The following is a 15,730-nucleotide window of genomic DNA, read 5'->3' as shown; positions in this document are numbered from 1 at the left end:
GTTTACGAAAGCGGTAGAAGTAGGTCGCTTACCATACCACATTCCGGACCCGGAGGGGACCGGAAAACTTCAGGGGGCGTTACGTCCCCCCCTGCACCAGCGCCCTCCGCTCTTCCTCGGAGAGGGAAGCGACGTACTCCATCATGCCGCGCAGGGTGTTGCCGAGAAAATAGCGCTCCCGGGCCCGGATGTCCCCGGGGAGGAGGGAGACGGTGCGGTACCGTTCGTCCCGTTCCAGGAGCCAGGCGACCAGCGCCTCCTCCCGCCGCGACGGCTCTACGGTTGCGGTCTCCGCCACCCCCCTGACCCAGAGGAGCAGTTGACGGCGGGCGATCTGCAGGTGGTCGAGGGGGGTATCCACCATCCCGTAGTGGGCGAAGACCAGGTGGCGGGGGGCCAGGGCGATCATCCGGTCGAGGGAGTCCAGCGCCACCTCCAGGACGAACCGGGGCGGGGTGGCGGGGCGCATGAAGATCTCGCCGGGGACGTCGCACCGCACGCCGGCCACCTCCCCGCCGAAGAGGAGGTCGTCCAGGAGATAGCAGCAGTGGTGCTGGGCGTGGCCGGGGGTGAGGAAGACGCGCACCCCCGCCGGGCCGACGGTCTCCTCGAAACGGATCCGCTCCGCCGGAACCGGGACGATCTCGCCGTAGGCGTCCGCCAGTGCTCCGAGTACCTTGCGGGACCCTTCCCAGAGCTTCGCCGGCGCCACTAGGTGGCGGATCCCCTCGGGATGGCAGATGACCGTCGCCCCGGGAAACTCCTTGAGGAGCGCCCCGGTCCCGCCGGCATGGTCGATGTGGATGTGGGTGAGGAGGATGTGGTCGATCCGCTCCACGCCCAGCCGCTGCAGCTCCCCGCGGAGGCGGGGGATGGTGGAGAGGGGGCCGGGGTCCACGAGGAGGGTGAAGCCGTCCCCCCGGTAGAGCCAGGAGCTGATGAACTTCCGGAACCCTTCGAGGGGAGGAAGATCGAGATCGATGCAGGTGAGGGCGGCGAGGTCCATGGTGTCCCCTTGTGTCGCGGGCGAGGTTGATTTTCTGTTCGGCTGGCCCGGTTCCGATTGTCGCGCGGAGAGCCGCTGGTTGTCAACACGGAGATATGCCGGCTCCCCCCGGCGCTCCTGTTGCTGGAGGGTGCACGTTGGAACGGACTCTCCCCGATCGTAAGCGGCAAAGCCCCTTGCCGGAGTTTCGCGCATCCCTCATAATGCGGGACATGCTCCTCATCCATCCCCCCATCGCCAAGCCGTGCGAACCGCCGGCCGGTATCGCCCGGCTGGCCGGCGCGCTGCACGCCCATGGCGTGCCGTGCCGGCTGCTGGACGCGAACCTGGAGGGACTCCTCTGGCTGCTGGAGCAGCCGCCGGCAGCCGACGACACATGGAGCCGCCGGGCGCTGAAGAACCGCCCCCACCATCTCGCCGCCCTGCGGGAGCCGGCCACCTACCGCTCGCCGGCCCGCTACGCCCGGGCGGTCAGCGATCTGAACCGCCTCCTCGCCGTCGCCGGGCGGGAATGGGGAGCGGTTGCGGGGCTGGCGGACTATCAGCAACCACGCTTCTCCCCCCTCTCCAGCGCCGATCTCCTCGCCGCGGCGGAGCACCCCGACCAGAACCCCTTCCATCCCTGGTTCAGCCGGCGCCTGCCGGAGCTGCTGGAGGGCGTCGCCACCGTCGGCTTTTCCCTCAACTACCTGAGTCAGGCGGTCTGCACCTTCGCCATGGTCGGCTGGCTCCGGCAGCGGTTTCCGGGGGTGACGGTGGTGCTGGGGGGCGGGCTGGTGACCTCGTGGTTGCGGCGTCCCGGCTGGCGGAATCCCTTCGGCGGACTCGTGGACCACATGATCGCCGGACCCGGGGAAGAACCCCTGCTGGCGCTCCTCGGCGCCGGAGAGGGCCAACGGCAGCCGGCGCTCCCCGACTATGATCTTCTGCCGCTTGGTGACTACCTCTCCCCGGGCCTCATCCTCCCTTACAGTGCTGCCGGCGGCTGCTGGTGGAATCACTGCTCCTTCTGCCCCGAACGGGCCGAGGGGAATCCCTACCGTCCCGCGCCGGTCTCCCAAGCCCTTTCTGAATTGCGGGGACTGACGGAGAAACACCGGCCGGTCCTGCTTCATCTTCTCGACAACGCCGTCAGCCCGGCGCTTCTGCAGGCCCTGGTCGACGATCCTCCCGGCGTGCCGTGGTACGGCTTTGCCCGGTTCGACGGGCATCTGGCCGAACCCGGATTCTGCCAGGCGCTGCGCCGCTCGGGGTGCATCATGCTCAAGCTGGGACTGGAGTCGGGGGACCAGGGGGTGCTCGACCGCCTCCACAAGGGGATCGATCTGGGGACCGCCTCCCGGGTCCTGGAAAACCTGCGCCGGGCAGGGATCGCCGTCTACTGCTATCTCCTCTTCGGTACCCCGGCGGAAGACGAAGCGGCGGCGCGGCGGACGCTGGAGTTCGTCGTCCGCCACCACGAGGCGGTCGGGTTTCTCAACCTGGCGGTGTTCAACATGCCCGCCTGGGGCGAAGAGGCCGGGGAGTACGGCACCGAGCCGTTTTACGAGGGGGACCTCACCCTCTACACCGCCTTCCGGCACCCCCGGGGGTGGGATCGTCACCGGGTGCGGTGCTTCCTGGACCGGGAATTCTCCCGCCACCCGGCGGTGGCGGCGATCCTGCGCCGCGACCCGCCGCTCTTCACCTCCAACCACGCACCGTTTTTTACCGGAAGGTGAGCCGGTAGTCGCAGAATCGGAGCGAACTGGAACTCCTCCTACCGCCGAATCCCGGGGGAATCCCTTGGTTCCTGAACCCATTGGTGGTATGGTGGTACCCATGACCGAGAGCACCCACCCTTTCAGTACCCTTACCCCCGCCTTCATCATGGATGCCGTGGAGAGCCAGGGATTCGTCTGCGACTGCCGCACCCTGGCCCTGAACAGCTACGAGAACCGGGTCTACCAGGTGGGGATCGAGGAGGGAGAGCCACTCATCGCCAAGTTCTATCGCCCGGGGCGCTGGAGCGACGCCCAGATCGTCGAGGAGCACGATTTCTGCAACGAGCTGGCCGAGCACGAGCTGCCGGTGGTGGCCCCCTGGCGCAACGCCTTCGGGGAGAGCCTTTTCCGTCACGGGGGGTTTCGCTTCGCCCTCTACCCGCGCCAGGGGGGGCACGCCCCGGAGTTCGACAACCTGGACAACCTCCTGATCCTCGGCCGGATGCTCGGCCGGATCCACCGGATCGGCGCCGTCCATCCCTTTGCGCAGCGACCCGTCCTCGACAGTCGCAGCTTCGGCCACGAGAGCGTCGCCCTGATCCGCGACCGCTTCATCCCCGACGAGCTGCGGGCAAGCTACACGGCGGTGACCGACCGGCTGCTGGAGGCCATCGACGCCGCCGTGGCCGAAGCCGGTCCGGTCCGCCTCATCCGGACCCATGGTGACTGCCACAGCGGCAACATCCTCTGGCGGGACGACGCCCCCTACTTCGTCGATTTCGACGATGCCCGCACGGCGCCGGCGGTGCAGGACCTCTGGATGATGCTCTCCGGCGACCGCCCCCGCCGCATCGCCCAGCTCGAACGGCTTCTGGAGGGGTACACCGAGTTCAACGACTTCGACTCCCGGGAGCTTCGGCTGGTGGAGCCCCTGCGCGCCCTGCGGCTGCTCCACTACGCCGCCTGGCTCGCCACCCGCTGGGAAGATCCCGTTTTCCCCCGCACCTTCCCGTGGTTCAACACTCCCCGCTACTGGAACGAGCAGATCATCGAGCTGCGCGAGCAGTTGGCGGCACTGGCGGAGCCCCCCCTGGAACTCCCCTGATCCCCGCCGGCCACGGGCTGTGCGGGGGCCGTTGTGGAGCCTGGGGTTTTGTGGTACAAATGAACAGTTTTGGCTGAAGGAAGGCCCCTTCGGCCGTCGAATCCGGGAACCAAAGAGAGGAAGCGAGTCAAGATGAAACTGCTGGACGGAAAGAAATGCGCCCAGAGCCTGGTTGCCGACATTGCCAAGAAGGTGGCGGGGTATGTCGACTCCGGCCTGCGGCAGCCCCACATGACCATCATCCTGGTGGGCGAGCATGCGCCGAGCGAGTCGTACGTCAAGTCGAAGATCACCTCGTGCGGCAGCGCCGGATTCGAGAGCACCCTGATCCGCTTCCCGGAGACCGTCACCGAACAGGAGCTCCTGGCGAAGATTGCCGAGGTCAACGCCGACCAGACCACCGACGGGCTCATCGTCCAGTTGCCGCTGCCGAAGCACATCAACCAGCAGCACATCATCAACGCCATCGACCCCGAGAAGGACATCGACGGCTTCCACCCGATGAACTTCGGTCGCATGACCCTGGGGCAGAAGGCGTTCCGGCCGGCGACCGCCTACGGCATCTGCAAGCTGCTCCAGTTCTACGAGATCCCGACCCGCGGCAAGCACTGCGTGGTCATCGGCCGGTCGAACATCGTCGGCAAGCCGATCTCGATCATGCTCTCCAACGATTTCGAGATCGGCAACGCCACCGTTACCCTGACTCACATCGAGACGCCGCGGGAACTGCTGCTGGACGAGACGCGCCGCGCCGACATCGTGATCGTCGCCGTCGGGATTCCCGGCTTCGTCACCGAGGACATGGTGAAGGAGGGGGTGGTTCTGATCGACGTGGGGATCAACCGCCTGGCGGACGGAAGGATCGTGGGGGATGCGGATTTCGAGAGGGTGAAGGAGAAGTGCTCGTGGATCACGCCGGTCCCGGGGGGGGTCGGCCGGATGACGGTGGCCGCCCTGATGCTCAATACCCTCATGGCCTACCAGAACAATTTCAACCTGGCCTGACCGGAGGGACGGGAACAGGGTGACAAACCATCTGCCGTAGTGCGTGGCAAGGGGGCGACGTGGCTAGCGGAGAGAGATCGGACGTCCAACCGGGCCGTTCCCGGTCTGCCTGCGGGAACGTATTCGACGCCATCGGACATCCGGCGGTGATCTTCGATCCGGAGCACGGCATCGTTGCCGCCAACCGGGCGGTGGAGAAGGCCGCCGGCCTCACCGAGGCGGAGATGCTCGGCAGGAAGTGCTACGAAATCTTCCATGGCAAAGGGGTCACGGCCCCTCCCGCGGGGTGCCCCATGGAGCGGCTCCTGGCCTCGAACCGGATGGAAACGGTGGAGATGGAGATGGAGGCGTTCGGCGGCATCTACCTCGTGTCGTGCACGCCGGTCTTCGACGAGGCGGGGCGCCTGGACAAGGTCATCCACATCTCCACCGACATCACCGACCGCAAGCGGGCGGAGCAGGCGCTACGGGAGAGCGAGGAGCGCTACCGGATCGTGGCCGACTACTCCGCGGACTGGGATTTCTGGCTCGCTCCCGACGGCGGCCTCCTCTACGTCTCCCTTGCCTGCCGCGACATCACCGGCTACAGCCGGGAGGAGTTCCATGCCGACCCGGCACTGAACATGCGGATTATTCACCCCGATGATCGCCCGCTGATCGAGCGGCATAACGAAGAGGCGCTCCGGAGCGTGTATCCCCTCTCCCTGGAGTTTCGGATCGTCACCAGGGAGGGGGAGGTCCGGTGGGTCACCCATGTCTGCCAGCCGGTCTTCGACAGCGGGGGGGAGTTCCGCGGGCGCCGCGCCAGCAACCGGGATATCACCGACCTCAAACGGGTCGAGGCGGAAAACCGCAGGCTCAATGCCGAGCTGGAACGGCGCGTCGCCGAACGGACCGCCCAGCTGGAGGCCGCCAACCGCGAGCTCGAATCGTTCAGCTACTCGGTTTCCCATGATCTGCGGGCCCCCTTGCGCCACGTGACGGGGTTCACGAACATCCTCCTGGAGGATTGCGGGGAACAGCTCGACGAAACGGGGCTGGATTGCCTGATGAGGGTCGCCCGCGCCACCCGGCGGATGGAGGAGTTGATCGACGCCCTCCTGAACCTGTCACGCTACACGCGGAAGGAGATGGCGTTCGAGCCGGTCGACCTGAGCGCCATGGCACGGGAGATTGCGGCAGAGCTGGCGAAGGCGGATCCGGCGCGTACCGTGATGTTCGCGATCCGGGAGGGACTCACGGTGCACGGCGACGCCGGCCTCCTGCGGGTTGTCATGGAGAACCTCCTCGGCAACGCCTGGAAATACACCGGGAGGGTGGCGGAGGCGACGATCGAGTTCGGCCGGGAGGAACGGGCCGGGAAGGTTGTCTATTTCGTCCGGGACAACGGCGCCGGTTTCGACATGGCCTATGCCGGCAAGCTCTTCAGTGCCTTCCAGCGCCTGCACGGCAGCGACGAGTTCGAGGGGACCGGCATCGGCCTCGCCACCGTGCGCCGCATCATCGGCCGCCACGGCGGAGAGGTCTGGGCCGATGCCGCGCCGGAACGGGGGGCGACCTTCTCCTTTACCCTCCCCCACGGCAGTGCTCCCCGAGAGGACGCCGGCCGGCCGCGATGAAGAAGGGGCAGGTCACGGAGCGTTTGTCTCTCGCTGTCGCTTCCGGCGCCGCCAGCGGCCCCGGAGGGCAAAAAATCCGCCAATGGCGGCCAGAAGCCAGATGGTGGCGGTGACTGCGATCTCGCTTGTCGTCATGGGATTTCTCTCCGAAGTGGATGGTTTTGCGGAGAGTATAGCAGGGAAGGCGCCGGCATGCCTTGATGCAGGTCAAGGACGGCGCACGGGGGATGTCTGAAAATGAAAGGCCCGCCATGATGGCGGGCCTCGCTGCTTGATGAATCCGTTCTCCCCGTTTCACGGGTCATTCCGGCGCGCACTTTCCGCCGGTGGGGTACTGACTAAGGTTGTGGTCGGGACAGGCATCCCCGATGCGTCCATCCTCCTTGTGTTTGTCAGTCTGTTGCAGGTAGCGCTACCTGACTACACTATACCCCCCCGGATCGCGGATGCACAGTCTGGTATTAAAAAAATATCCGGGTATAATGGAAAAGTTGCCCGAAAGGCGGTGAGCGATCACCGCCTTTTTTCGTGGGGGCGATTCACCCGCGTCACCCGAGTTCTTCGAGAACGGCGGTGAAGGCCCGGATGGTTTTCGCCTTCCTCAGCCGCGCGCGGGTCTTCTCGAAGGCCGGGTCGTCCATGGGGGCAAGCACTCCCTTCACCTTGTTCAGCACCTGGGTTTCACCGCAGAAGAGGGCGCCGTAACGTTGCAGCAGCTCGTGGAGGTAGCGCCGTAGTTCCGCTCCCCTCGTCTGCTCGTCCGGTTCGGCGGCGGCCTCGCCCCGCAGCCGCCGGAACAGGAGCGGATCGGCGATGGCGCCCCGGCCGAGCATCAGGCCGGCGGCGCCGCTCTCCCGCAGCAGGCGCAGGCCGTCGGCGGCGGTGCGGATGTCGCCGTTGGCGATGACCGGCAGCCGTGTGGTGCGCACCACCTCGGCGGTGATGTCGTGGTCGGCCCGGCCGTCGTACTCCTGGACCACCGTGCGGGGGTGGAGCACGAGAAAATCGACCCCCGCCGCCTCGAAGAGGGGAAGGAGGGTGAAGACCTGCCGCGGGTCGTCGTAGCCGGCCCGCAGCTTGACGGAGAAGGTCCCCGTGATGGCCCGGCGCAGGGCGGGGATGATCTCCTCCAGCTCCTCCGGGCGCTTGAGCATCCCTCCCCCCGTCAGGCCGCTGGTCATCCGGCCGTAGGGGCACCCCAGGTTGAGGTTGATGTGGACGGCGCCGGCCTCCCCGGCAGCCCGGGCGGCCGATACCAGGGGATCCCTGCCGTGGCCGATCAGCTGTACCACCAGGGGGACTCCCCCTTCGGCGGGGGCGATTTCGCGCAGGTCTCCCGCCGAGAGCCGCCGCGTGGCGGCCACGGGGTTGACCCGCATGAATTCGGTGAAGACGACGTCGGGGCGGATCCAGTCGATGAAGAGGGAGCGCAGGGCGCGGTTGGTCACCCCCTGCATCGGCGCCAGCATCAGCGGCGTGTGGCCTGGGGGCCAGGGGAGCGGCCGGCCGGATTCGGGTGGTGTTGTTTCAGTGTGGCGGTGCATCGTGTCCTAAGGTGAATGGTTTCCGTGGCGGGGCGCACAACAAAGGCGGCCGAGGGCCGCCTTTGTTGTGCGCCGTTGGTGACGGGAGGGACTAGAGGATCTCCACCAGCTGGAATTCGTAGGTGACGTCCTCGCCCGCCAGGGGGTGGTTGGCGTCGAGGGTGATGAACTCGTCGTTCACCGCCACCACGGTCACCACCATGGTCTCGTCGTCCTCGCCGGTAAGCTCCAGCTCCTGCCCCACGTGGGGTTCGATGTCCTCCGGGACTTGCTCCCGGGCGACGGAGAATGCCTTCTCCTCATCATAGTCGCCGAAGGCGTCCACGGCCGGAATGGTGACGGTTTTCTTGTCGCCGGGGGCCATGCCGACCAGCGCATTCTCGATCTGCTCGAAAAACTCCCCCTCGCCGATGACGAGTTCCATCGGTCCGCTTTCGCAGCCGCACTCTTCGTCTTCACAGCAGTCGTCGGTCTCGCACTCGTCGTGCTCCAGGGTGGTATCGAAAACGGTGCCATCTTCGAGTGTGCCGGTGAAATCGATCGTTACCTTGTCGCCCTTCTTTGCCAAAGCCATTGCGTAATCCTTCCTTCTCTGTTTGTGTTCTGCAGCACACTCATCGTACGTGGGACCGTGCCCCGCCGTCCAGCAAAAAATGACCGCGGCGGGGATGGGCGCCAGGCCGGGTTTCAGGATTATTCGGTGAAGGCGAGCTTGCGCTCCAGGTCCATGGAGCGGGTGATCTGCTTCGCTTGTTCGAAGGAGATGATGTCCCTCTCGCAGAGCTCCAGCAGATGTTGGTCGAGGGTCTGCATCTGGTAGAGGGAGCGGCCGTTCTCGATATGCTTGTCGATCTCGTCGAGGCGTCCCTCCCGGATGCAGGCCTGGATCGTGGTGGTGGTGCGCATGATCTCCACGACCGGGATGACGCTCTCGCCGCTCTTGCCCTTGATGAGCCGCAGCGACACGGTGGCGACGAGGATGTCGGCGAGGCGCTGGCGGATCACCTCCTGGGCGTCGGGGGGGAAGTGGCCGATGAGGCGGTTGATGGTGGAGGTGGCGCCGGGGGTATGGAGGGTGGAGAAGACCAGGTGTCCCGTCTCGGCTGCCTTGATGCAGGCGTCGATGGTCTCCAGGTCCCGCATCTCGCCGACCATGATCACGTCCGGGTCCATCCGGAGCGCCGAGCGGAGCGCCGCGCTGAAGTTCTCGGTGTCGATCCCCACCTCCCGCTGGATGATGCAGCTCTTGTCGGAGGTGAAGAGGAATTCCACCGGGTCTTCGATGGTGATGATGTTGAAGCAGCAGGTTTCGTTCAGGTGACGGATGATGGAGGCGAGGGTCGTCGACTTGCCGTTGCCGGTGGGGCCGGTGACGAGGATCAGTCCGTTGGGGGCCTTGGCGATCTCTCCCAGCACCGGCGGCAGGTTCAGCTCGCCGAAGGTGCCGACGTGGGGGGGGATCACCCGCATCACGATGCCGATGGCGCTTCGCTGCCGGAAGATGCTGACCCGGAACCGTCCGCCGTTGGGGAGGGCGTAGGAGGCGTCGATCTCCCGCAGGTTCTCGGGAAGCGAGCGCTTGTTCTGCTCCAGGACGGTCTTGGCGATGAATTCGGTGTCCTGCGCCGTCAGCTTCGGGAGTTTGGAGCGCAGCAGCTGCCCCCGGGCCCGGAAGAAGGGGGGATTGTCCACCTCGAAGTGGAGGTCGGAGACCCGCTTTTCGAAGGCGATGCCGAGTATCTGGTTGAGAAGGTTCATATCCATGAATCGTACCTCGATGACGGCTCCCGGATCATGCCGGGGAGTGGGACCGTTTCCGGCGGTAGAGCGCGTTCTCCACCACAAGCCCCCCCTGGTCCGCCAGGATCTCCAGCAGGTCGACCGGGACGGGCGATGGCTCCTCCCCCCCGAAATCGCCATAGGTAAGGGAGATGGTTCTGCCGAAGCTGCGGAGCGGAAGGAGGAGAACCGACGGGTGAAGTGGGGCGCCGATGGCGCGGAACAGGTGCTCCTTCACTACCTCATCGGCAGTTTCGCCGAAAAATGCACCCCCTTTTTCGATCACCCCGGCGAGGAGCGACGGCCGGGTGAGGGGAATCCTGAACCGCAGCGGCGGCGTCGCCCCTTCCTCTTTCCCCCCCTGCACGCCGATCCCCCGCTCGGCGATCAGCTCCTCCTCCCGGACGATGAGGGTGAGGGTGCGGGGGAAGAGCCCGGCGGCCGACTGCAGCAGGGAGAACGCCACCTCCTGGGGTTCCCGGAGCCGGCGCAGGGCCGCCAGGCCGGCCTTGAGCCGGGAGACGGAGAGGCCGTCCTGCTCCCGGCCGTACTCCCTGAGGTATGCCGGAAACGCGTGGAGGAACTGGATGATTTCCCCGACGAAGGTCTCGCGCCGTTCCTCCCCGGTGGGGCGGGGGAAGACCGCCCTGACGCCGTCGCCCAGCGACTGGAGCATGAAGCCGTAGTCGCTCGGGGAGGCGAGCTGGACGATGCCGGCACGTGGGTGGCTGGCGCGCATCCGGCGCCGGAGCCGGGTGAGCTGGACGGAGGAGAAGCGCCCGTCGAAGAGGGCAGGGACGTCGAAGACGAGGAGCGGTACGCTCCCCTTGGCGAGGAACTGGCCGGTGATGTGCTCCAGGTCCTGCTCCTCGTTGGTGGCGAAGACGAAGACCCCTTCGTGGCGGCAGACGGTGGTGAGGCAGTAGGAAACGAATTCGTCGGCGCTGAAGAGGACGACCGTGAGGTTGGCGCCGGCGCGCGGGGCGGGGGGCCTGGAGCCGTAGCTGCCGAGAAACGCCAGGAGCTCTTCCTGCTCCCTCGCCGACAGCGCCGCCCCCAACTCCTCGATCCGGCGGCGGTGGGGGGCGGCGGGACCCCGGTCGTCGAGGCCGGCGAAGACCCCCGGAATCGTCTTCTCCAGCTTGTCGAGGTCGCCGAGCCCCAGGTCGTCGGCCGAGAGGAGCATCCCCCCCGCCGCCTCCGTTTCGTGGGGGGACAAGACCTCGTCGGTCAACTCCTCGTCCACCAGGAGCCCGTCGCGCTTTTTCTCGTCGTAGATCCGCAGGGCGTCCATCAGGACGTTCTCGGTGTGGAGGGTAATCTCCTGGTGGAGCTTTTCGGGGAAGTAGCGGTACTCGTCGGAGACCGTGAAAGATTCGACGTCGAGGGAAAATGAGCCCCGCTTCCAGGTGAGGATCTCGACGATGGTCAGCTCGATGAGGGTCTCCAGCCCCCGGTAGGCGTCCTCCTTCCGGACCTGTCCCTGCTCGATGAGGATGGCGACCAGCGGGCTGCGGATTTCGCCCGCCTGCTGCTGGTCCCGCAGCGCCTGTTCCAGCGCCTCCTCCGCGATGACCTTCGCCTCCACGAGGATCTTGCCGACCCGGATGCTGTTGTCGAAGTGGTTGGCGCTGATGATGTAGCCGTCGTCGAAGACGAGCTGGCTCTCACCCTTGCGGCTCTTGACGGTGAGGGTCCCCGACTTCCTCGTCGCATGGAGCAGTTGTATGACGTCGACGATCGACAGGTGTTCCAGTTCGCCGGTGAAAGACATCCGCGGGGCACTCCTCTCGGGCCGGGGTTGGGACGGGTAGGTGGAGATGTTGTATTAAACTCAAAACAGGGTCATCATTCAAGAGAATAGTTCCCGGAATTCCCGAGGGATAGGGGGGACGGAGCCGCGGTTTCGCCCCGTCGCGCGGCTTGCCTTTTTTTCTCCCTTGGCTACAATGGTGGCTGCGAAGGAGCCCTCTATGAAAATGAACCTGAACGAGTTCGAGGTCCGCGTCCTCGGCTGCCTCGTCGAGAAGGAGCTGGCGACCCCCGAGTACTATCCCCTTACCCTGAACGCCCTCACCGCCGCATGCAACCAGAAATCCAACCGCGACCCGGTGCTCTCCATGGAGGAGGCGGACGTGGTCCGCGCCCTCGACTCGCTCCGGGGCAGGGGTTTCGCCCGGCAGTCGGCCGAGGGGGTGCGGGCGATGAAGTACTGCCACTGCCTGACGGAAAAGCTCCTCCTGGAGCCGCCGGATCTGGCGGTGCTGGCGGAGCTCCTGCTGCGGGGCCCCCAGACGGTGGGGGAGCTGCGGGGAAGGGCGGAGCGGATGCGCCCCTTCGCCGACCTGGCCGCGGTGGAAAAGGTGCTCCACGACCTCATGGAGCGCGACGTGCCGCTGGTGACGAGGCTCCCCCGGCAGCCGGGGCGCAAGGAAAACCGCTTCACCCACCTCTTCTCCGGCGAGCCGCCGGTTGCGGCGGAGGAGCCGACCCCGGCGCCCGAGGCGGCCCGGCGCCAGGTAATGGCCGAGAACGAGCGGCTAGACCGGCTGGAGGCGGAGGTGACTTCCCTGCGGGAGGAGGTCGCCGCGCTGAGGCAGATGGTGGCCGAGTTTCGCGCCCAGTTCGAATGACGGACCGACCGGGGCACCCGTGAAAACCGGCGGCGGGCCAGGCTTCACGGCTGGCCCGCCGCTTGCAAAAGCTGCCGTGGCGGCGCCTCGCGCGCCGTGCGCATTTTATCGGCACAAAAGGTGGGCGGTATGAAACGGTTTCTTGCGGTGGCGTTTGCGTGTCTCTCCCTGCTCTGCGGTTGCGGCAGCGGCGGCGGGGGTGGGGGAGCACCGGCTCCCGCAGCGGCCCCTGCCCCTGTCCAGTCCGGCACTTCCGCCACGTTCTGGGCACTCGATATGTCCCCAACCAATCAATCCCCAATACCGTATCCCCTCAACGCCACGAAGGTTTACGAGGGGCAATATTGCTACGTCTATCTTCAGCAGAACTATGCCGTTCCGGCAACGGCCCCCAAAGCCATCGCCGATCAATTCGACACCAACATCTACCCGAAGATGAAGGCGAATTTCGGCGATGAACCGAACATTGACACCGACTCGAAGATCTATATCCTCCTGCTCAATATCAAGGACGGCGCCACATCCCATAGCTCCAGCTACGTGGCGGGCTATTTCGACCCGATGAACGAGTATTCCTCTTCTCAGTATCCCCATTCGAACCAGCACGAGATGATCTACATGAACATCAACCCGGTGCTGGGGATTGATGCGCAGGGCACCGATTTCTACGGGACCATCGCCCACGAGTTCCAGCACATGATCCACTGGAATTACAAGAGGAGCCTGGACGACACCTGGCTCGACGAGGGGATGGCGACCGTCGCGCCGACCGTCTGCGGGTATGGCCCTGATTACGGCCGGGTGTATACCTATGAAAAATCTCCTTCCCCATCCCTGACCTACTGGCCACAACAAGCCTCTCTGGAGAACTACGCGGTGGTCTACATGTGGACCCAGTACCTTGCCGACCAGTTGGGGGCCGGCATCTTCCAGCAGATACTTCACAACAACTCGTACGGCATCAACTCGGTCAATGCGGCCCTTTCGGCGGCCAACTACCGTTGGGACTTCACCGGGACGTTCCGGAACTGGACCATGGCGAACTACTACGGAAACCGTACGGTGACCGGACATCCCGAATGGTCGTACACCTCCCTCGATACCCATGCCAATAGCTATGATTATTGGAGCCAGATACTGCCGGGCCTTTTCCCAACCTCTACGACGAACCAGACCTCACTCAGCTCCCTCGACCAGTGGAGCGTCGGCTACTACGCCTACACCACCACGTCGTCACCCGGCACGGTGACGTGGACCCCGAAAGGGGCCGGCGAAACGGCGTCGTTCATCGACGGGGGGGTCGGTACGGTCAATTTCAACGTGTCATCGGGCGCATCGAACAGTTTCACCTCCAACGGCTACCTGATCGTGCAGAACCCGACGGCAGCCGCCACCAGCGCCGGCGACGCGGTGACCCGCACCTCCCTCGTCGCGGCTGCGTCCCTCACGCCGGCTACCCCGGCCCGGATTCTTGCCGCCGCCAACGCCCACCCCCTGGCGAGAAGCATGAGCGCCCGGAGCGGCCGACCCCAGCACGTCTGCGTCGACTCGTTCTTCCGGGAGCGGGAGAAGGCGCTGCGCGACCAGGGGATCCGTCCGGCGTTCCGGTGACGGGGGGAGTCATGGCCAAGATGCTGTGCGGAGTGCTGCTGGTGCTGCTGGCGACCGCCCCCGCCGGGGCGCTGGGGACGCGGCGGCCGGTGACCATCAGCGGTACGGTGCGGGTGGTGGGGAACGAGCCGTTCACCCGGCTGGTCCTGACGCCGGCCGGGGGGGGGAGCGACTGGCTCCTCGTCGGGCCGCTGCAGGACGAGCTGCGGCGCCGGCACCAGGGGGAGCGGGTGACGCTGGAAGGGGAGCCGTGCCCGCCGCCGACACCGGAGTTCTCCCGCTGCTTCAAGCCGTCGCGGATTGCCGAATGAAAGGATCTAAGCCTCCTGCGGATCACCCGCGACTGTTGGTTTTTTGACGCGGGCTCGCAAAAAACGGCGCGCTCCCGTCTCCCTTATCTGAATTTTGGCGTGTCAAAAAAACGAAACGATGCCCGCTCTTCCGTCGAAAATCGTCCTTCTTTCGATTCCCTGCCGCATCGTCTATACTGAAATTCCGCCACCCCCACGACGATACTTCCCGCCTGCCGCGCCGCAGGCGTTCAGGGTTCCACCGTGCCGATCCCCGTCCTCGAAAACGCCATCGTCCGCATGCTGAAGCGCCGGCCGTTCTACGGCCAGTTCCTCCTGGGGCTGCGCCGGATCGAGACGGGGGACGACCATCCCCTCGGGGTGACGGTGCGCGATGGCGTCCCGACCCTGTCGGTGAACCCCTTACGCTTCGCCGCATTCCCCCCCGCGGAGCAGGAGGGGCTCCTGGAGCACTGCATCAAGCACCTGCTCCACCTCCACATGCTCCGTCGCAAGGGACGCACCTCCCGCGACTGGGACCTCTCCTGCGATCTGGCCATCAATCCCACGGTCTCCCATCTCCCCGCCGGCGCAGTGATGCCGGCGGCCTTTGCCCTGGAGGAGGGGCTTGCCGCCGAGGAGTACTATGCCCGCCTCGCCGATCCCTTCGACCTGGGGAGGATGGAGGGACACGGCAGCGGCGATGCCTCCCGGGACCGTGGGGGTGGTAGCGGAGCGGGTGACGACGCGCCCCTTCCCGATACGGTGGACGACCACGCCCTCTGGGAGGATGCCGACTCCACCCCGCTTCGGCTCGTCGAGGAGGTGGTGCGGGGGATGGTGCGGGAGGCATGGCGCCAGGCCGATGGCGAGGTGCCGGCCGACATCAGGGAGGTGGTGGCGGGGATGCTCGCCCCGTCGCCGATCCCGTGGCGCCAGGTGCTCCGCCAGTTCGTGGCCGCCGCGGGGCGGACCGGCCGCCGGAGCACCTGGCTGAAGGAGCACCGCCGCTTCGCCCACGGGACCCCGGGGATCCGCAAGCGCCGCCGCCTGAACCTCCTGGTCGGGATCGACGTGAGCGACTCCACCGAGGTCGTGGCGCTGCGGGAGGCGTTCGCCACGGAGCTCGTCCGGATCTCCCGGGGGCGGGAGGCGGTGATCACGGTCCTCTACGCCAACAGCCGGATCCAGCGGGTCGAGAGCTTCCGGGGGAGCGCGGCGGTGGCCGAGGTTTACCTGGGGGGCGGCTTCACCGACCTGAGGCCGGTCTTCGCCTACGCCCGGACCATGCACCCGCTGCCGGCGGCGGTGATCTACCTCACCGACGGCGCCGGGCCGGCGCCGGAGAAGATGGAGTTTCCCACCCTCTGGGTGCTGACCAGGGAAGGCGAGAAGCCGGCGCCGTGGGGGGTGGAGATGAGACTGGAGGTGTGAG

The 15,730-nt window shown here is 66.4% G+C and carries 14 protein-coding genes; 8 read left to right on the top strand and 6 right to left on the bottom strand.

What is annotated here, in order from left to right; translation table 11 throughout:
* Window positions 1-79 precede the first annotated feature (79 nt).
* On the bottom strand, window positions 80-1,006 hold the full coding sequence (locus M6689_RS02210; RefSeq protein WP_298267292.1) for an MBL fold metallo-hydrolase: 927 nt from the start codon (window positions 1,004-1,006) through the stop codon (window positions 80-82).
* A 212-nt stretch (window positions 1,007-1,218) separates the two neighbouring features.
* Here M6689_RS02210 and M6689_RS02205 point away from each other — a divergent pair, with 212 nt between their 5' ends.
* The 4 genes from M6689_RS02205 to M6689_RS02190 all read left to right on the top strand — a co-directional run bounded on the left by M6689_RS02205 (window position 1,219) and on the right by M6689_RS02190 (window position 6,438).
* Entirely contained in the window at window positions 1,219-2,727 is a 1,509-nt protein-coding gene (locus tag M6689_RS02205; protein WP_366949716.1) for a radical SAM protein, read from the top strand.
* 100 nt (window positions 2,728-2,827) lie between these two features.
* The gene (locus M6689_RS02200; protein WP_298267286.1) at window positions 2,828-3,814 is read left to right on the top strand and encodes a serine/threonine protein kinase; all 987 of its coding nucleotides are present in this window, start codon (window positions 2,828-2,830) and stop codon (window positions 3,812-3,814) included.
* Window positions 3,815-3,946: 132 nt separating this feature from the next.
* A complete protein-coding gene (locus tag M6689_RS02195; protein WP_298267284.1) occupies window positions 3,947-4,819 on the top strand; it encodes a bifunctional 5,10-methylenetetrahydrofolate dehydrogenase/5,10-methenyltetrahydrofolate cyclohydrolase in 873 nt (290 codons plus the stop codon).
* Between the two features lie 59 nt (window positions 4,820-4,878).
* Window positions 4,879-6,438, top strand: a complete 1,560-nt coding sequence (locus tag M6689_RS02190; protein ID WP_298267281.1) for a PAS domain-containing sensor histidine kinase — start codon at window positions 4,879-4,881, stop codon at window positions 6,436-6,438.
* 12 nt (window positions 6,439-6,450) lie between these two features.
* Here the strand turns inward: M6689_RS02190 and M6689_RS02185 are convergent, their stop codons facing one another.
* The 5 genes from M6689_RS02185 to M6689_RS02165 all read right to left on the bottom strand — a co-directional run bounded on the left by M6689_RS02185 (window position 6,451) and on the right by M6689_RS02165 (window position 11,535).
* Window positions 6,451-6,573 (bottom strand): hypothetical protein, encoded by a 123-nt coding sequence (locus M6689_RS02185; protein WP_298267279.1) that lies wholly within the window; start codon window positions 6,571-6,573, stop codon window positions 6,451-6,453.
* A 413-nt stretch (window positions 6,574-6,986) separates the two neighbouring features.
* On the bottom strand, window positions 6,987-7,982 hold the full coding sequence (locus tag M6689_RS02180; protein ID WP_298267277.1) for a tRNA-dihydrouridine synthase family protein: 996 nt from the start codon (window positions 7,980-7,982) through the stop codon (window positions 6,987-6,989).
* 91 nt (window positions 7,983-8,073) lie between these two features.
* Complete coding sequence (locus tag M6689_RS02175; RefSeq protein ID WP_298267275.1) at window positions 8,074-8,556, bottom strand: peptidylprolyl isomerase; 483 nt, start codon at window positions 8,554-8,556, stop codon at window positions 8,074-8,076.
* Between the two features lie 119 nt (window positions 8,557-8,675).
* A complete protein-coding gene (locus M6689_RS02170; protein WP_298267273.1) occupies window positions 8,676-9,746 on the bottom strand; it encodes a type IV pilus twitching motility protein PilT in 1,071 nt (356 codons plus the stop codon).
* A gap of 28 nt (window positions 9,747-9,774) precedes the next feature.
* On the bottom strand, window positions 9,775-11,535 hold the full coding sequence (locus M6689_RS02165; protein WP_298267272.1) for a DUF4388 domain-containing protein: 1,761 nt from the start codon (window positions 11,533-11,535) through the stop codon (window positions 9,775-9,777).
* 199 nt (window positions 11,536-11,734) lie between these two features.
* On the opposite strand from M6689_RS02165, the gene M6689_RS02160 reads away from it, so the two are divergent.
* From M6689_RS02160 to M6689_RS02145, 4 genes are all read left to right on the top strand, one after another.
* Window positions 11,735-12,394, top strand: a complete 660-nt coding sequence (locus M6689_RS02160) for a YceH family protein (protein WP_298267270.1) — start codon at window positions 11,735-11,737, stop codon at window positions 12,392-12,394.
* 129 nt (window positions 12,395-12,523) lie between these two features.
* Entirely contained in the window at window positions 12,524-14,005 is a 1,482-nt protein-coding gene (locus M6689_RS02155; RefSeq protein ID WP_298267266.1) for a hypothetical protein, read from the top strand.
* 11 nt (window positions 14,006-14,016) lie between these two features.
* Entirely contained in the window at window positions 14,017-14,316 is a 300-nt protein-coding gene (locus M6689_RS02150) for a hypothetical protein (RefSeq protein WP_298267264.1), read from the top strand.
* 243 nt (window positions 14,317-14,559) lie between these two features.
* The gene (locus tag M6689_RS02145; protein WP_298267261.1) at window positions 14,560-15,729 is read left to right on the top strand and encodes a VWA-like domain-containing protein; all 1,170 of its coding nucleotides are present in this window, start codon (window positions 14,560-14,562) and stop codon (window positions 15,727-15,729) included.
* Window position 15,730 lies beyond the last annotated feature (1 nt).

Source organism: Geobacter sp. (genome assembly GCF_027327745.1).
Classification (GTDB): domain Bacteria; phylum Desulfobacterota; class Desulfuromonadia; order Geobacterales; family Geobacteraceae; genus Geobacter.
Note: the sequence above shows the minus strand (reverse complement) of the source record. Positions and strands in the feature narration are given on the sequence as shown.

What these genes read in the sequence shown, in the direction of transcription:
- M6689_RS02185 (WP_298267279.1), bottom strand. Translation starts at nt 6,573, where the DNA reads ATGACGACAAGCGAGATCGCAGTCACCGCCACCATCTGGCTTCTGGCC.
- M6689_RS02210 (WP_298267292.1), bottom strand. Translation starts at nt 1,006, where the DNA reads ATGGACCTCGCCGCCCTCACCTGCATCGATCTCGATCTTCCTCCCCTC.
- M6689_RS02155 (WP_298267266.1), top strand. Translation starts at nt 12,524, where the DNA reads ATGAAACGGTTTCTTGCGGTGGCGTTTGCGTGTCTCTCCCTGCTCTGC.
- M6689_RS02195 (WP_298267284.1), top strand. Translation starts at nt 3,947, where the DNA reads ATGAAACTGCTGGACGGAAAGAAATGCGCCCAGAGCCTGGTTGCCGAC.
- M6689_RS02200 (WP_298267286.1), top strand. Translation starts at nt 2,828, where the DNA reads ATGACCGAGAGCACCCACCCTTTCAGTACCCTTACCCCCGCCTTCATC.
- M6689_RS02160 (WP_298267270.1), top strand. Translation starts at nt 11,735, where the DNA reads ATGAAAATGAACCTGAACGAGTTCGAGGTCCGCGTCCTCGGCTGCCTC.
- M6689_RS02165 (WP_298267272.1), bottom strand. Translation starts at nt 11,535, where the DNA reads ATGTCTTTCACCGGCGAACTGGAACACCTGTCGATCGTCGACGTCATA.
- M6689_RS02180 (WP_298267277.1), bottom strand. Translation starts at nt 7,982, where the DNA reads ATGCACCGCCACACTGAAACAACACCACCCGAATCCGGCCGGCCGCTC.
- M6689_RS02205 (WP_366949716.1), top strand. Translation starts at nt 1,219, where the DNA reads ATGCTCCTCATCCATCCCCCCATCGCCAAGCCGTGCGAACCGCCGGCC.
- M6689_RS02170 (WP_298267273.1), bottom strand. Translation starts at nt 9,746, where the DNA reads ATGGATATGAACCTTCTCAACCAGATACTCGGCATCGCCTTCGAAAAG.
- M6689_RS02175 (WP_298267275.1), bottom strand. Translation starts at nt 8,556, where the DNA reads ATGGCTTTGGCAAAGAAGGGCGACAAGGTAACGATCGATTTCACCGGC.
- M6689_RS02150 (WP_298267264.1), top strand. Translation starts at nt 14,017, where the DNA reads ATGGCCAAGATGCTGTGCGGAGTGCTGCTGGTGCTGCTGGCGACCGCC.